Genomic DNA, 14,174 nt, shown 5'->3' with positions numbered 1-14,174 from the left:
GAAGCCATTCTTCCGCAGATCGGTTCAATCGTCGTCGGTGATGGTGGCCAGCCGTGCGAAGTGCTCGCGCAATCGTGGCGCGGCGAAATCGACGAACGTCCGCACTTTCGGCACCGACAGCCGTCCGTAAGGCGTGACGACGTGAATCGGCAGCGGCGCATGTTCGCTGTCGCGCAGCACGATTCGCAGCGCGCCGTCCCGAACCTGCTCGGCGACGTGATACGAGAAGAGGCGCGTGACGCCGTGGCCGGCGAGCGCCGATGCAAGCGCGCCGCGGATCGTGTTGACGATGAAGCGCGGCGCGAACTGGACCACCTGCGGCAGCGCCGACTGGCCCGACGGCGGGAAGCTCCATGAATCGAGCCCGAAGTGAGTCATCGAGATGATCCGGTGCCGTGCGAGATCGGCCGGCGCGGTGATCGGCGGATGCTTCGCCAGATAGTCGGGTGACGCGACGACGACACGCCGCACCGCGCCCACCGGGATCGCGACGAGCGTCGAATCCGCCAGATGTGCGATGCGCAGCGCGACGTCGATTCCTTCGTCGATCAGGCTGACGGGACGGTCGAGCAGTTGCAGGCGAATCGACACGGCCGGATGGCGGTCGATGAATTCGTCGATGAGCGCGCGCAGCACGTCCTCGCCGGCGGCGACCGGTGCCGTGATCGTCAGCAGGCCGCGCGGCGCCGAGCGTTCGTCCGCGATCAGCATGTCCGCTTCCTCGAGATCCGCGAGGATGCGGCGGCACGCTGCGGCGTAGCGTTCACCGGCTTCGCTGAGGCGAATCGTCCGGGTGGTCCGGTACAACAGCGCGGTGCCCGTGTGCTCCTCGAGAAACGCGATCGCGCGGCTGACTGCCGCCGGCGAGCGGCCGAGACGGCGGCTCGCGCCAGCGAGACTGCCCTCGTCCAGCGTGGCGACGAACACCTTCATCGCATCGATTCGGTCCATGGCGTGTGAGCGTGCGAGAGTGGTCGTGTCATTGGCGGCGGGAAAAAGCCAGCGAGCAGTCTACCGTACGCGTCCCGCGATGCGTGGTCGGCCCCGTTGTGCCGCTTCGTGAAATACTGCGGCCACGCGTCCTCCGAAACCCCTGCGATGACTGAGATGCCCGCCATGCCCTCGTTCTGTTGCCCGATCTTGCGTTCCGCACTGACGTGCGTCGTGGCGTTGCTGGTCGTCGGGCCGGCGACGGCTACCTCGGCCACGGAAGCCACGCACTTGCCGGGCGGGTCGCCCGTACCGGCAATGCGCACGCCGCAACGCATCCTGTTCGTCGGCGACAGCCTCACGCACGGCCGTTACACGCCCGTGCGTTCGTACGGCGCGATGCAGCCCGGCAGCAAGGAGGTTGGCGGCACTGCGCGGGTCGTCGACGAAAACTTCGGGCAGACCGGGGCCCGCGCCGAACGCGAGCCGGGCCCGTGGGGCGGGATTCCGGGGATTTTCGCGCGCTTCGCCGCCGAAGCCGGACTCGACTTCGAGGTTCATCTGGAAGCGATGTCGGCGACGAGTCTCGCGAAACATGACCGCGTCGCATCGGACGTGATCGACCGGCCCACGTGGGATGTGGTGGTCCTGCAGGAACTGAGCGCGAAGCCTCTGCCGTTCGCGCTCACGCACAGCCGCGCCAGCGATCCGGCCGGTTTCCGTGCGAGCGTCGCGAAGCTCGCACGCGGCATTCGCGCGGCGGCGCCGCAAGCGCGTGTTTATCTATATGAAACCTGGCCACGTGCCGATCTCGCGAAAGCGCTGGCGGGCGAGCCGGATAGCGTCGGTTTTCACGCGCGCTACGTCGATCGCCTCACCGCGCTCGTCGCCGCATATCGCGATGCGTTCGATGGCGCGCGCCGGGGCGATCCGTCCATCGCCGCCGTCGTGCCGGTCGGCCGCGCGTGGCAGCGCGCGTGGACGACCGGCGTCGCCGATCCCGACCCGTACGCACCGTCCGGCGCGCCGCTGCTGTGGTACGGGATGCGCGCGCAGAACGACCCGCCGATCTCGCGGCCAGACTATCTGCATCCGGGCGTGCTGGGCGCTTACCTGAGCGCGCTCGTGCTGTTCCAACAGATCGCCGGTGTCGACGTCCGTACGTTTGGCCCGCGGGAGCAAGCGGCCGCGCAGCTCGGCATCGCGCCGGACATGGCAGCAAGGTTGCAGGCAGTGGCGTCGGATACGGTCCGCCAGCAAGGCGCCGACGCCGCCCCTGCCCCCGATGTCGATGCCGGTCTGACGGCGACGGCCGGATGCCCTGATCCGTGCGCGTCGCAATGAGCAGCAATGCGGCGGCCCTACCCGGCCGCGCGCGGCGCGAAATCACGCGACGCGACGCAATACGGCGCGGTCAATGCGGCGCGACCGCCTGCAACGCAGCGAGCATCGCGCTCCCCGGTTTCGCGAGATCGTCGAGCACCGTGAAGTGCTGCATGCCGGGTAGCCATGCGCGTGCGATCCGTTCGCCGGCCGCTTCGCATGCGTCCGCGTATTCGTGCGCGTGGCGCACGAGCTCCGGCAGTTCGGCCGCGCCGACCGCGACGATGGTCGGTGCGCCGGGCCCGATGTGAAGCAGTGGACTGTATGCGGTGATTTCTTGCGCGGTGAGCTTCAGCTTGTCGTCGAGCACGCACAGCGAGATCGGTTCGAGATCGACGAGCGGGCTGATCGCGAGCGCAGACACGACGGCCGGATGCGCGCGATGCATGGCCGTCAGGTGGCCGCCGGCCGAGTGACCGCTCAGGTGGATCGGTCGTCCTGCGGTGCCGATCCCGTCGGGGTCGGCCGCGAGATGGTCGAGCAACGCGCCGATCTCGCCGACGATGTCGGTCATCGATGCGGTCGGTGCGAGCGTGTACTCGGCGAGCACGACGTCGAAGCCGCGTGCGAGCGGCCCGGCGGCCGCGTACGCGAAATCCTCTTTCGCGCAGTGCTGCCAGTAGCCGCCGTGAATGAACACGAACAGCGGCGCGTCGGGCCGGCCGCAGCGCAGCCAGTCGAAGCGCTGCGCCGGACGCGCACCGTAACGCAGGTCGCGCTGCCCGGGCGTCGCATCGTAAAGCGCTGCGCTGCGTGCCTGGCAGGACGCGAGCACCGCGGGGAAATCGGGAATGGCCTTCGTGTTCAGGTAGGCGGCGTCGAGGGCCGCGCGGTCCATGCCGCGATAGAGGATCGTCATTCGGGAAGCGCCGGGTCGGATTGCGGATGCGCGGGACAGTCGCGGTGCCACGCTACGAAGGCGCCAGGCGGGCCGACGCCGTTGCACCATTATGCGCAGCGCAACAGGCGCCGGCTATCCGGAATCGGCGGGGGGCGGCGTGCGCCTGTCCGCTTTCGGCGGAGGACTGTCGAGCAGCACGCGCATCGTGCCGGCGCATGCGCGAACGAGCGCACCGGCGTGATGAAGCGGCATGACGCTCGCCGCAGCGGAATCCGTGAATCGGGGAAGCGGGGTTCAGTTCAGGCGATGCGCGACCGGAACCGGTGCGCGCGGGGGCGCGATGCGCGCCGCCGGCGCGTGTCGGCGGGAATCAGCGCGGTGCGTCAGCGGGAGACGAGGCTCAGTAAGCGGACATCTCGACGCAAGGATCGACCTTGGACGGCGAGCAGATGACCGAATACTTGGCGCTTTCGCGCATCAGCGCTTCGCCTTCGTGCAGCGCGATCTTGATCTCGGGGTGACGCTCGTACGCGAGGAATGCGGAGCAGAAGACCGCGGACATCACGACCAGGGAGAACAGAAATTTTTCGAGAGATTGGAAACGTTCGGGCATGGTTCGACCTTTCTTCTAGCCCGCGATTATATCTCGAATTAAGGGTTTTCCCTATATTCCAGTCCGCATACCGAGGATGGCTTCGACCGATGGCAGGCCGTGTTTGCGCCCTTTTTCGCCGTTACGCAGGGTTCATGCATCGGACAAGACGGGATAACGGTTGCCTTCAAAGGAAGGCAGGCGACGGTGCAACACGCATCTTCCGCACGGCATTTCGGCAGGAGCGGCGACGAAGCCCGTCGCCGGCGCGTCACTGCGGTGCCGACGCGCCGCTGGCCGCATTGCCAGGCCATGCCTTGCCGATCTTGTCGATCAGCGACTTGGCGGCGCCGGTCGCGATGGCGGCGTCGACGCCCGAGGTCTGCCACGAACCGTCGGCGGCCTGCACGAAGGTCAGGTTCGCGCGCGACGGCGTGTAATCGCTGTTGCGCCAGGTGATCACGACGTCGCACGCGTAGGTGCGTTCGCCGGCCTTCCTGCAGTCGCCGGCGGGCTTCGCCGAGATCACGTCGGCCGACACGGGCAGCGGCTGGCCGAACAGCGCGTTCAAGCCGCCGTGGTTTTCCGCTTCGAGCGCGCGGCGCACCGCGGCATCGACGTCGCTCGATCCGGGGCCGTCGTGGAGCAGGTGGCAGGCGGCGAGCAGCGTGGCGGCACAGCCGAGCGTCAGCAGCGTGGGAAACTTCATGGAACTCCGCGAATCGGGTGAACGTCGGGCGGCACGCAGCGATGCCAGTGAGCGCATCGCCGAGCCGGTATGCCGCGTAGTCTGCAACGTCCACGCGTCGTTCGCGGTATCCATTTGTAACCAATTGCACGGACGGCGTGAACGGCGTGATCGGTGCGAACGCCCCGCTGTCCCGCCGTTTTCGTGCGCGCCTACTGCCGCTCCTGCTTCACGCGACTCACGAGCTGCGTCGGGCTCACGAACTGCAGCGCGATCACGACCCACACGAGCGTGATGGCCATGTAGATCATCGCCATCGCGTCGATCGACTGCGGCGCGCGCACGCCCGTCGAGAACACCGCGTAATACAGCGCGACGACGAGCGTCTGCGTGCTGGGGCCCGCGGTGAAGAAGGTCAGCTCGAACATCCCGATCGTGCGAACCAGCACGAGCAGCCCCGCCGCGAGCATGCCGGGCACCAGCAGCGGCAGCAGAACGTAGCGGAAATAGCGCCACGTGTTCGCGCCGAAGATGCGCGCGGCGGCTTCGAGATTCGGATCGATCTGCTCGATGAACGGCGTCATCACGAGGATCACGAACGGCAGCGCCGGCACGAGGTTCGCGAGGATCACGCCTGGCAGCGTGCCCGCGAGCCCGACCTTGTACATCACGGTCGCCATCGGGATCCCGTACGTGACGGGCGGCACCATCAGCGGCAGCAGGAACACCAGCAGCGCGAAGCGCTTGCCGCGAAACTGCACGCGCGCGAGCGCGTAGGCGGCCGGCACGCCGAGCGCGACCGACAGCAGCACGACCGCGCCGACGACTTCGACGGTCACCCACAGCACGCTGGCGAGCTGGAAGTCTTCCCACGCCTTCGCATACCAGTGCAGCGTGAAGCCCTGCGGCAGCGGCGTGCCGAACCAGCGTGTCGCGACCGAGTTCACCGCGACGGTCGCGATCAGCAGCATCACGTTCAGCAGGAAGAATGCCATCAGCCCCCATACGAGCGCCTTCCACGCGCGGCCGGCGAGGCTGTCGCGTAGTTTCCGCGGCTTCATCGCGTTGACGGGCTGCGCGCCGGGCGGGCTATGCTTCGGCGGCCACGCCGGCGCCGCATGATTGTCGGTCGCCATCAGCCCTTGCCCCCCGTGACCGGACCGGTATAGAAGAAGCGGCGCGCGCCGAGCATCGACGCGACCACCAGCAACTGCACGAAGCCCATCACGATCGCGATCGCCGATGCGAGCGAATAGTCGTAGCTCTCGAACGCGGCTTCGGCGGCCGCGATCGAGATCACGCGCGTCGGCCCGGCCGGCGCGCCGAGGAGCACGGCCGACGGGAATACCGAGAACGCCTGCACGAACGACAGGCACGCGGCCATCGTCAGCCCCGGCACGAGCAGCGGCAGGTAGATCCGCCGGAACTGCTGCCACGGGTTCGCGCCGAGCGTGGCCGCGGCGCGCGCGAGCGTCGGGTCGATGCCGCTGATGTACGACAGCATCAGCAGGAACGCGAACGGAAAGCCCGACACGATCAGCGACAGCAGGACGCCCCAATAATTGTGCGTGAGGCGCACTTCGTCCGTGTACAGGTGCAGCCCCTGAAGCGCCTGCGGAAACCAGCCGTTCGGTCCGAAATACGTGAGCATCCCGTCGGCGACGAGCACCGTGCCGAGCGTGACCGGAATCACGAGCAGCGTCGTGACGAGCTTCTGGTACGGCGAGTTGCGGCGCAGCGCAAACGCGACGGGCACCGAGATGCCGACGTTGATCAGCGTCGCCGGCACCGCGAGCTTCAGCGTGACGAGCACGGTCGGCCACATCGCGGTGTCGGTGAAGAACTGCACGTAGTTTGCGAGCGCGCCGCCGCCGTTCATCGGCTGGAACGACAACACGAGGCCGTACGCGAACGGATAGATGAACAGCGCGACGATGAACGCGATCGCCGGCGTGACGAGCCACGCCTTCGCGTCACGCGGCGCGCCGCCTGTCGCGAGCGTGCTCATGCGGCCTCCGGGCAGCGCGCTGCCGTGCACGCGGCGCAGCGGCCGTTCATGGCGCGTCTCCCGCATAGACGAGCGTGCGCGCCGGCGCCACGCGCAACCGCAACCGCTCGCCCTCGGCGAATTCGCCGGCGACCCGCGCCCAGATCGGGCCGAACGGCGTGATCACGCGGATGAGTGAGTCGCGGCCGCCGTATTCGACCGTTTCGACGGTCGCGTCGAATGCGTTGTCGGCGCCCTCTTCCGCACGCTCGATGTCGTCGGGGCGCAGCGCGACCACGACGTCCTTGCCGTCGAAACCGGCCATCGGCACACCCGTGATGCGCACGCCGGCCGCGGTGACGTTCACGTAGTCGCCGGCCATCCCTTCGAGCGTGAACGGCAGCACGTTGCGATAGCCCATGAAGCGTGCGACGTGCAGGTTGTGCGGGCGCGTGTACACGTCTTTCGGCGACGCCACCTGCTGCACGACGCCCTCCTTCATCACGACGATCCGGTCGGCCATCGACAGCGCTTCGTCCTGGTCGTGCGTCACGTAGATCGTCGCGCGTTCGAGCTGCGTGTGGATGCGGCGGATCTCGGCACGCATCTCGATGCGCAGCTTCGTGTCGAGGTTCGACAGCGGCTCGTCCATCAGCACGAGCGGCGGCTCGATGACGATCGCGCGCGCGATCGCGACGCGCTGCTGCTGCCCGCCCGACAGCTGCCCGGGCAGCTTGCCCTCGTGGCCGACGAGTTGCACGAGTTCGAGTGCCTGCTGCGCGCGCCGCCGCGCTTCCTGCTTCGGCACGCCGCGCATCTTCAGCCCGAAGCCGACGTTCTCGAGCACCGACATGTGCGGAAACAGCGCGTAGTTCTGGAACACCATGCCGAAGCCGCGGCGCTCGGGCGGCAACACGTCGATGCGCGTGTCGTCGAGCCAGATGCCGCCGCTCGTGAGCGGCTGCAGCCCGGCGATGCAGTTCAGCGCGGTCGACTTGCCGCAGCCCGACGGGCCGAGCAGCGCGATGAACTCGCCGCGCCTGATGTCGAGATCGAGCCCGTTCAGTGCGGCGACCTGCGCGCCCTCCGCATTTGTGAAGCTGCGGCACACGCCGTCGAGCCGCAACCGTTCGAAACTGTGCTTCATTACGCGAACTCCGTCGGCGCGGGCGCCGCGGCGCCCGCGGGTTCATGCGTCATTTCGACTTCTGCGAACCGATCTCGCGGTCCCACTTCTGGAACGCGGCGACCATCGCCTGCGCGTTGAGCGGCTGCACGTGCGGACGATCCGCGAGCAGCTTCGCGTATTCGGGGCGGCCGAACTTCCTGATCACCTCCTGGCTGTGCGCGGGCGCCATCTCGAGCGTCACACCCTTCACCGCCGGGCCCGGATAGAAGTAGCCGTCGTCGTAGGTCATCGCCTGCTGCGCCGGTTCGAGCAGGAAGTTCATCAGCTTGAACAGCACGTCGAGCTTGTCCTTCGCCACGCCCTTCGGAATCACCATGAAGTGCGCATCGTTGACCCACGTCATGTTGTCGAATGCCTGGATCCTGAACTCGGCCGGCACGATGCCGAGCGCGCGCGGGTTGAGGTCCCAGCCGGTGACGGTCACCGTCATGTCGCGCGTGCCTTCGCCGAGCTCCTTCATCACGGCCGACGTGCCGCCCGGGTAGTACGGCACGCAGTCGTTGAGCTGCTTCAGGAACGCCCAGGTCTTGTCCCAGCCATTGATCGGGTCCTGCGGGTTCTTGTCGCCGAGCACGTACGGCAGCCCCATCAGGAAGGTGCGGCCGGGGCCCGAGTTCGCCGGGCGCGCGTAGATCAGCTTGTTCGGATGCGCCTTGCACCACGCGAGCAGCTGGTCAGGCGTCTTCGGCGGATCGCTGACCTTGGCCGGGTTGTATTCGAGCAGCGGGCCGGCCGGCATGTAGGTCACTTCGAGACCGAAGCCCTGCGCGAGGTCCTGCATCTTGCGCGGGCCGGGCGCGTATCTGTCGAGCACGCCGGGAAACGCGCCCGCGTTGTCGGGCAGCAGCTTCAGCCACAGGTTCTGCTCGATGCCGGCGGCCAGCGCGTCGGTGCCCGTCAGCACGAGGTCGATGTCGGCGCGTCCCGCCGCCTGCATCGCCTTGATCTTGCCCGGCAACTGCGGCGCGGGCGCGTTCGTGAACGTCACGTTCGAGACGAGATTCGGGTTCTTCTCCTTGAACGCCTCGATGGCCTTCTGCGTGAGCTGCAGGTTGCCCGCGACGTCGACGACATTCAGCGATACGGGAGCCGCGACGGCGGCCGCGGCCGACAGCGTCAGGCCCAGCGCCAGGGCGATCCGGCGGACACGGCGCGCGATCGTGGTGGTGTTCATGTCTCCTCGCTTCGGTCGGTGGATGGGACCGTTCTTTCGGGAAATCATGACGGCGTTATACGATGTCGGTCAACAAAAAACCGACCCGCGCGGGGCGGGAATTTCCCTAACAAAGACCTTCCGTTTGTTGAGGATTTGTTTATTGGCCGATGCGACGGATAGGTAGCATGTTAGGACGTCGTATATCAACGGACGCTGAACCGAAATCGGTTCCGACGGACGCGCCGGTGTGAAATCGTGCGCGGCGCGTTGCAGGCGGCGCTCAGGCCGCACGGAGCGCGATCACCTCCCCGATCAGCCGCTCCGCATCCCGCCACTCGCCGTACCCGGACGCCGGGTTCAGGTGTCCGACTTCGCCGAGATCGACGAGCCGGCTGCCCCATCCCGCCGCCAGCGCCTGCGTTCGTTCGAATCGCGCGAGCGGATCGTTGCGGCTCGCGGCCACGATGCTCGGAAACGGCAGCGGCCGGGTCGGCACCGGCGTCCAGCCGTGCGCGTCGAGCGCATCCGGTGTCGGATAGCCTGCGGGCATCGGCGTATCGAGATCGGCCGGCGCGGCGAGCAGCGCGCCATCGATGGCACGCGTGGCCTGCAGCGCCCAATGTACGGCGATCATGACACCCGCGCTGTGCGCGACGAGGATCACGGGGCCGTCGATCGCGGCCAAAGCCGCATCGAGCGCCGCGACGCGCGCGGCGCGGCTCAGCTTGTCGGCTTCGAGCGGCGCGACGGCGCGAGCGTTCGGCAGGCGCCGTTGCAGATGCGTCTGCCAATGATCTTCGACGTGATCGCGCAAGCCGGGCACGATCAGGATGGTGGGCGCGGTCGCCAGGGTCATGCTGCCTCCGGGAGGGTTCGGTTCAGGAAAGGTGTGACGCGCGCCGTTCGCGTTCGACGCGCGCGATATCGGCCGCGTAGCTCGCGCGTCCGATCGCGAACAGCACGGCGGCCGCGAGCGGCACGGCGGGAATCCATTGCAATGCGCCGACGAGGCCGGTGCGATCGGCGACCCACCCCGTCAGCAGCGGGCCCGGCGCCATGCCGAGCAGGTTGTTGGCGAGCGTGAGCGTTGCGAACGCCGATGCGTGGATCGCGGCCGGCGTGAGGTTCGCGACCATCGCGCCCGATGCGCCCGACGCACCCGCGCCGACCAGCATGCCCGCGCAGATCAGTGCGAGTTGCAGCGGCCCGGGCGGCAGCCGGAACGCGACCGCGAGGCACACTCCCGTCAGCACGCAATACGCGATCGCGGTCAGCCACTTGCGCTTGCCTTCGGTCTTGCCGACGCGGTCGGTGACGATCCCGCAGCCGACCATCCCGACGCCCGACAGCAGCACGAAGCCGGCCGCAAGCACGGCGGCGCGGTCCGGCGCCATCGCGTAATAGCGGTTCAGGTAGCTCGGCAACCAGGCGAACAGCGCGCCGGGCACGAACAGGTGCAGCCCGCTGCCGACATACGCGCAGATCACCGAACGGGATGCGAACAACCCCGACATCAGCGCGCGCATGCTGCCGCGCAGGTCGCGCGGCGCGCTGGCGTCGCGCCGGCACGGTTCGATGCGATAAGCGGCGAGCCGCCGTTCGGTCACGACGCAGCGATACGCGACGAGCAGCACGATGCCGAGCGCCGCCATCACGCCGAACGACCAGCGCCAGCCGAGATGCGCGCCGACGAGGCCGCCGAGCGCCATCCCGAACACGGAGCCGAACGCGCCGCCGGCCATGAACGCGCCGGTCAGCGTCGCGCGCAGGCGCGCCGGAAAGATGCTGAGGATCAGCGCGACGCCGACGCTGCCGTACGCGGCTTCGCCGAGGCCGACGAGCCCGCGCGCCACGAGCATTTCGGCGTAGTTGGTCGACAGCGCGCATCCGAGCGTCGCGACGCTCCACAGCGCGGCCATCAGCACGATGCTGCGTACGCGGCCGAAGCGGTCGGCGAGTACCGACAGCGGAAACGTCAACAGCCCGACGAGCAGCGCGACGACGCCGGACAGCGAACCGAGCTGCGTGTCCGACAGTCCCCACGCGTGCTTCAGCAGCGGAAACACGGCATTGAGCACCTGCCGCGACATGTAGTCCGACAGCAGCAGACCGACGGTCAGCCCGAACACGAGCCAGGCATAGGCCGGCGCGCGCCGCCCGGTGGCCGCCACGTCCTGCAGCGACGGCTCGACGTGATGAATCAGCATGCGTGTCTCCTCCGGCACCGGTGCGGCAATGCGCCGGCGCGGCTTGCGCGGCCCCGCCCCGTTCGTCGGAGCTTGCCTCGCGCACCGCGCGAGGATGGGTGCCGCGCCACATCGATCGGCGGGCGGCGCTGGCGCGCCACCCGGATGCGCGGTGCGTCAGGCCGCGCGCAGCGGCACGTTCACCTGGCCCGGCCGGCGGTTCGGCGCCATCCCGAGCTGCGCGAGCGTCTCGTCGACGCCGTCGTACTGCACGCCGATCCGGTAGATCGCCTTCGCCTCCTTGCCGGTCGCGATGTCGCGGCCGAGTTCGCGCGCGATCCGCACGCACTGCTCGACCTGCTGCACCGACGTCATCCGGTTGCCCTTCTGGTCGATGATCGTGTCCTCGATCCCGCAGCGCGGATGCAGCCCCAGCGCCATCGCGACCGTGTTGATCGGCAGCACGTTCTTCATCAGCGATTCGAGCGTGATGCACGCGCCGTCCGGGCAGCGCCGCACGAATTCCATGAAGTTGTACGGGTTCGGGCCGTCGAAACCGCCACCGATGCCGACCCACGTGACGTTCAGCGGGCCGCGATAGACGCCGCGGCGGATGATCCGTTCGAGCGTTTCCAGCGCGTGCATGCCGGTGAGCTGGAAATGCGGCTGGATGCCGGCCGCCTGCAGCCGGCGCAGGTGCTCGTCGACCCAGCCGGGGCCGGCCGGCACGGTCATCTCGCGGTACGCGTCCCACAACGCGGCTTCGTTCAGCGACGTGCCGGCGATGTCCTTGCGGTTCATCAGCTCGGTGATGTTCATCTGCACGGTGTTGATCGCGACCGTCACCTGGTCGGGCTTCGGCGTCAGCTCGGCGAGCATGTGGCGCGTGTCGTCGGACAGCCATTTCGCTTCCGCGCCGTCGCCTTCCGGCGCGAACGAGATCGAGCCGCCGACCTGCAGGATCATGTCGGGCACCGCCTCGCGCAGCCGGCCGAGCAGCTCGTTGAATTTCGACAGCCGCTTGCTGCCCTTGCCGTCGAGCTCGCGCACGTGCAGGTGCAGCACCGTCGCGCCCGCGTTGTAGCAGTCGACGGCTTTCTGCACGTGCTCGTCCATCGTCACCGGAATGTCTTCCGGAAAGTCCGCGGGCATCCATTCGGGGCCGTACGGCGCGACCGTGATGACTACCTTGTCCTGGTTTTCCGGGTGCAGCGAATCGTCGAGAAATTGCATGTCGTCCTCCAGATGGAATCGTTGTGTTCGGGGTGTACGGGCGTGCGTATCCCCTCGCGCCGGGCGGGCGGCCCGGCGCGTTGTTGCGTCGTTGCGGATCGGTTACGGTGCGGGCGCGCTCAGAACGGCACGTCGCCGACGATGCCCGCGCGCTCCATCCTGCGCACGCACGGCGGGTAGTCCATCACCGCGTAATGCTGCGTGCTGCGGTTGTCCCAGATCGCGACGCTGTTCTTCTTCCAGCGCCAGCGCACCTGGTATTCGGGGATATAGGCCTGGCTGATCAGGTACTGCAGCAGGTGGCCAGCGCCGGGATTCGCGTCCTGCCCGACACGCACGCGAGCGGGTGTGTGGAAGTTCGTGAAGTGCGTCGTGAACGCGTTCACGTACAGCACCTTCTCGCCGGTTTCGGGATGCGTGCGCACGACCGGATGCTCGGCGTCCGGGTACTGCGCCTTCAGCGCGAGGCGCTTGTCGATCGGCATCGCCGCGCCGAAGCTCGCCTCGATGCTGTGGCGCGCGCGCAAGTCGTCGATCTGCTGCTTCACGTACTCCGGCAGGCGCTCGTACGCGAGCACCATGTTCGCCCACATCGTGTCGCCGCCAACCGGCGGACCCTCGACGCAACGCAGCACGCAGCCGAGCGGCGGCGCCACGCGCCAGCTCGCATCGCTGTGCCACGCATTCTCGTAGCGGTCGTTCGGCTGGTCGGGCGACTTGTAGATCCGCACGAGCCCCGGGTGCTCGGGATCGCTGCCGGCGACCGGATGATCCTCGAGCTCGCCGAAACGCCGCGCGAACGCGACGTGCTCGGCGCGCGTGATGTCCTGGTCGCGCAGGAACAGCACGCGATGACGCAGCAGCTGCGCGCGGATCTCGGCGAACAGGCCGTCGTCGTGCACGGCGTCGGCCAGGCTCACGTCCAGCAGTTCCGCGCCGATCGCGCAGGTCAGGGGTTCGACTCGCATGCGCGTCTCCTCAGACGATGAACACCGACGAACCGGTCGTCTTGCGTGATTCGAGATCGCGGTGCGCCTGCGCGGCGTCCTGCAGCGCATAGCGCTGGTTGATCTCGATCTTGATGCGGCCGGCCGCGACGTGCGCGAACAGTTCGCCGGCCAGGTCGTTCTTCTCGGCCGGATCGGCAATGTAGTCGGCCAGCGCCGGACGCGTCAGGTACAGAGAGCCCTTCATCGCGAGGCGCTGCGGGTCGAACGGCGGGATCGGGCCGGACGCGGTGCCGACGCAGACCATCAGCCCGCGCCGCTTCAGCGAATCGAGCGAGCCTTCGAAGGTGTCGCGGCCGACGCTGTCGAACACGACGTCGACGCCGACGCCGTCCGTCAGTTCGCGCACGCGTTTCGCGACGTCCTCGCGGCTGTAGTCGATCGTGTGGTCGCAGCCGTGTGCGCGGGCAACCGCGGCCTTGTGTTCGCTCGACACGGTGCCGATCACCGTGAGCCCGAGCAGCTTCGCCCATTGCGACACGATCAGCCCGACGCCGCCCGCGGCCGCATGCAGCAGGATCGTGTCGCCCGGCGCGAACGCGTGGATGCGGCGCAGCAGGTAGGCCGACGTCAGCCCGCGCATCGTCATCGCGGCGGCCGTTTCGCATGCGATGCCGGCGGGCAGCTTCACGAGGGGCGCGGCCGGAATCAGCCGTTCGGTGCTGTACGCGCCGAGCGTGTTGAGGAAGCCCGTGTAGGTCACGCGATCGCCGACGGCGACGTTCGTCAAGCCGGGGCCGACGGCCTCGACAACACCGGCCGCCTCGACGCCGATGCCCGCCGGCAGCGGAACCGGGTACAGGCCGCTGCGGAAATACGTGTCGGCGAAATTCAGGCCGACGGCCTCGTGCCGCAGGCGAACCTGCCCGGCGCCCGGCTCGCCGACTTCGACCGCTTCCCAGCGCAGCACGTCGGGGCCGCCGGTTTCGTGGAATCGCACTGCATGTGCCATCTTGTTCTCCGTAAGTATTCAGTCGGATGC

The 14,174-nt window shown here is 68.3% G+C and carries 14 protein-coding genes; 1 reads left to right on the top strand and 13 read right to left on the bottom strand.

Annotated features, from left to right (window positions below; translation table 11 throughout):
• Positions 1 to 24: 24 nt before the first annotated feature.
• Positions 25 to 951 (bottom strand): LysR family transcriptional regulator, encoded by a 927-nt coding sequence (locus BTE28158_RS08285; RefSeq protein ID WP_151048886.1) that lies wholly within the window; start codon positions 949 to 951, stop codon positions 25 to 27.
• 297 nt (positions 952 to 1,248) lie between these two features.
• On the opposite strand from BTE28158_RS08285, the gene BTE28158_RS08280 reads away from it, so the two are divergent.
• Complete coding sequence (locus BTE28158_RS08280; protein WP_239007078.1) at positions 1,249 to 2,274, top strand: SGNH/GDSL hydrolase family protein; 1,026 nt, start codon at positions 1,249 to 1,251, stop codon at positions 2,272 to 2,274.
• Positions 2,275 to 2,344: 70 nt separating this feature from the next.
• On the opposite strand, the gene BTE28158_RS08275 is transcribed toward BTE28158_RS08280, so the two are convergent.
• The 12 genes from BTE28158_RS08275 to BTE28158_RS08220 all read right to left on the bottom strand — a co-directional run bounded on the left by BTE28158_RS08275 (position 2,345) and on the right by BTE28158_RS08220 (position 14,144).
• Positions 2,345 to 3,172, bottom strand: coding sequence for an alpha/beta hydrolase (locus BTE28158_RS08275; RefSeq protein WP_151048888.1), 828 nt, complete (start codon positions 3,170 to 3,172; stop codon positions 2,345 to 2,347).
• A gap of 382 nt (positions 3,173 to 3,554) precedes the next feature.
• A complete protein-coding gene (locus BTE28158_RS08270; protein WP_059606822.1) occupies positions 3,555 to 3,767 on the bottom strand; it encodes a hypothetical protein in 213 nt (70 codons plus the stop codon).
• A gap of 250 nt (positions 3,768 to 4,017) precedes the next feature.
• Positions 4,018 to 4,455, bottom strand: coding sequence for a hypothetical protein (locus BTE28158_RS08265; RefSeq protein WP_124626236.1), 438 nt, complete (start codon positions 4,453 to 4,455; stop codon positions 4,018 to 4,020).
• Positions 4,456 to 4,646: 191 nt separating this feature from the next.
• Positions 4,647 to 5,570 carry an ABC transporter permease gene (locus BTE28158_RS08260; RefSeq protein WP_059606820.1) on the bottom strand — a complete coding sequence of 308 codons (924 nt, stop codon included), beginning with the start codon at positions 5,568 to 5,570 and terminating at the stop codon, positions 4,647 to 4,649.
• Positions 5,570 to 6,442, bottom strand: a complete 873-nt coding sequence (locus BTE28158_RS08255) for an ABC transporter permease (protein ID WP_059606956.1) — start codon at positions 6,440 to 6,442, stop codon at positions 5,570 to 5,572. The genes BTE28158_RS08260 and BTE28158_RS08255 overlap by 1 nt, the downstream gene beginning before the upstream one ends.
• Positions 6,443 to 6,488: 46 nt before the next feature.
• Positions 6,489 to 7,568, bottom strand: coding sequence for an ABC transporter ATP-binding protein (locus BTE28158_RS08250; protein ID WP_124902424.1), 1,080 nt, complete (start codon positions 7,566 to 7,568; stop codon positions 6,489 to 6,491).
• Between the two features lie 49 nt (positions 7,569 to 7,617).
• Positions 7,618 to 8,784 carry an ABC transporter substrate-binding protein gene (locus BTE28158_RS08245; protein WP_059606816.1) on the bottom strand — a complete coding sequence of 389 codons (1,167 nt, stop codon included), beginning with the start codon at positions 8,782 to 8,784 and terminating at the stop codon, positions 7,618 to 7,620.
• A gap of 262 nt (positions 8,785 to 9,046) precedes the next feature.
• Complete coding sequence (locus BTE28158_RS08240) at positions 9,047 to 9,622, bottom strand: RBBP9/YdeN family alpha/beta hydrolase (RefSeq protein ID WP_124626230.1); 576 nt, start codon at positions 9,620 to 9,622, stop codon at positions 9,047 to 9,049.
• 22 nt (positions 9,623 to 9,644) lie between these two features.
• Positions 9,645 to 10,973 carry an MFS transporter gene (locus tag BTE28158_RS08235; protein ID WP_124902425.1) on the bottom strand — a complete coding sequence of 443 codons (1,329 nt, stop codon included), beginning with the start codon at positions 10,971 to 10,973 and terminating at the stop codon, positions 9,645 to 9,647.
• A gap of 156 nt (positions 10,974 to 11,129) precedes the next feature.
• Positions 11,130 to 12,185: a beta-keto acid cleavage family enzyme gene (locus tag BTE28158_RS08230; protein WP_059606809.1), complete on the bottom strand. Its 1,056-nt coding sequence runs from the start codon at positions 12,183 to 12,185 to the stop codon at positions 11,130 to 11,132.
• Positions 12,186 to 12,304: 119 nt separating this feature from the next.
• Positions 12,305 to 13,153, bottom strand: coding sequence for a TauD/TfdA dioxygenase family protein (locus BTE28158_RS08225; protein ID WP_151048889.1), 849 nt, complete (start codon positions 13,151 to 13,153; stop codon positions 12,305 to 12,307).
• Between the two features lie 10 nt (positions 13,154 to 13,163).
• Positions 13,164 to 14,144, bottom strand: a complete 981-nt coding sequence (locus BTE28158_RS08220; RefSeq protein ID WP_151048890.1) for a quinone oxidoreductase family protein — start codon at positions 14,142 to 14,144, stop codon at positions 13,164 to 13,166.
• Between the last annotated feature and the right edge of the window lie 30 nt (positions 14,145 to 14,174).

The sequence above is a fragment of the Burkholderia diffusa genome, from assembly GCF_902499115.1.
In the GTDB taxonomy this organism is placed as follows: domain Bacteria; phylum Pseudomonadota; class Gammaproteobacteria; order Burkholderiales; family Burkholderiaceae; genus Burkholderia; species Burkholderia diffusa.
The sequence above is the reverse complement of the archived record's forward strand: the minus strand, read 5'-3'. Positions and strand labels throughout refer to the sequence as shown.

Coding starts and splice junctions, on each gene's coding strand:
- BTE28158_RS08220 (WP_151048890.1), bottom strand. CDS start 14,144: ATGGCACATGCAGTGCGATTCCACGAAACCGGCGGCCCCGACGTGCTG.
- BTE28158_RS08280 (WP_239007078.1), top strand. CDS start 1,249: ATGCGCACGCCGCAACGCATCCTGTTCGTCGGCGACAGCCTCACGCAC.
- BTE28158_RS08250 (WP_124902424.1), bottom strand. CDS start 7,568: ATGAAGCACAGTTTCGAACGGTTGCGGCTCGACGGCGTGTGCCGCAGC.
- BTE28158_RS08230 (WP_059606809.1), bottom strand. CDS start 12,185: ATGCAATTTCTCGACGATTCGCTGCACCCGGAAAACCAGGACAAGGTA.
- BTE28158_RS08270 (WP_059606822.1), bottom strand. CDS start 3,767: ATGCCCGAACGTTTCCAATCTCTCGAAAAATTTCTGTTCTCCCTGGTC.
- BTE28158_RS08225 (WP_151048889.1), bottom strand. CDS start 13,153: ATGCGAGTCGAACCCCTGACCTGCGCGATCGGCGCGGAACTGCTGGAC.
- BTE28158_RS08255 (WP_059606956.1), bottom strand. CDS start 6,442: ATGAGCACGCTCGCGACAGGCGGCGCGCCGCGTGACGCGAAGGCGTGG.
- BTE28158_RS08260 (WP_059606820.1), bottom strand. CDS start 5,570: ATGGCGACCGACAATCATGCGGCGCCGGCGTGGCCGCCGAAGCATAGC.
- BTE28158_RS08265 (WP_124626236.1), bottom strand. CDS start 4,455: ATGAAGTTTCCCACGCTGCTGACGCTCGGCTGTGCCGCCACGCTGCTC.
- BTE28158_RS08235 (WP_124902425.1), bottom strand. CDS start 10,973: ATGCTGATTCATCACGTCGAGCCGTCGCTGCAGGACGTGGCGGCCACC.
- BTE28158_RS08285 (WP_151048886.1), bottom strand. CDS start 951: ATGGACCGAATCGATGCGATGAAGGTGTTCGTCGCCACGCTGGACGAG.
- BTE28158_RS08240 (WP_124626230.1), bottom strand. CDS start 9,622: ATGACCCTGGCGACCGCGCCCACCATCCTGATCGTGCCCGGCTTGCGC.
- BTE28158_RS08275 (WP_151048888.1), bottom strand. CDS start 3,172: ATGACGATCCTCTATCGCGGCATGGACCGCGCGGCCCTCGACGCCGCC.
- BTE28158_RS08245 (WP_059606816.1), bottom strand. CDS start 8,784: ATGAACACCACCACGATCGCGCGCCGTGTCCGCCGGATCGCCCTGGCG.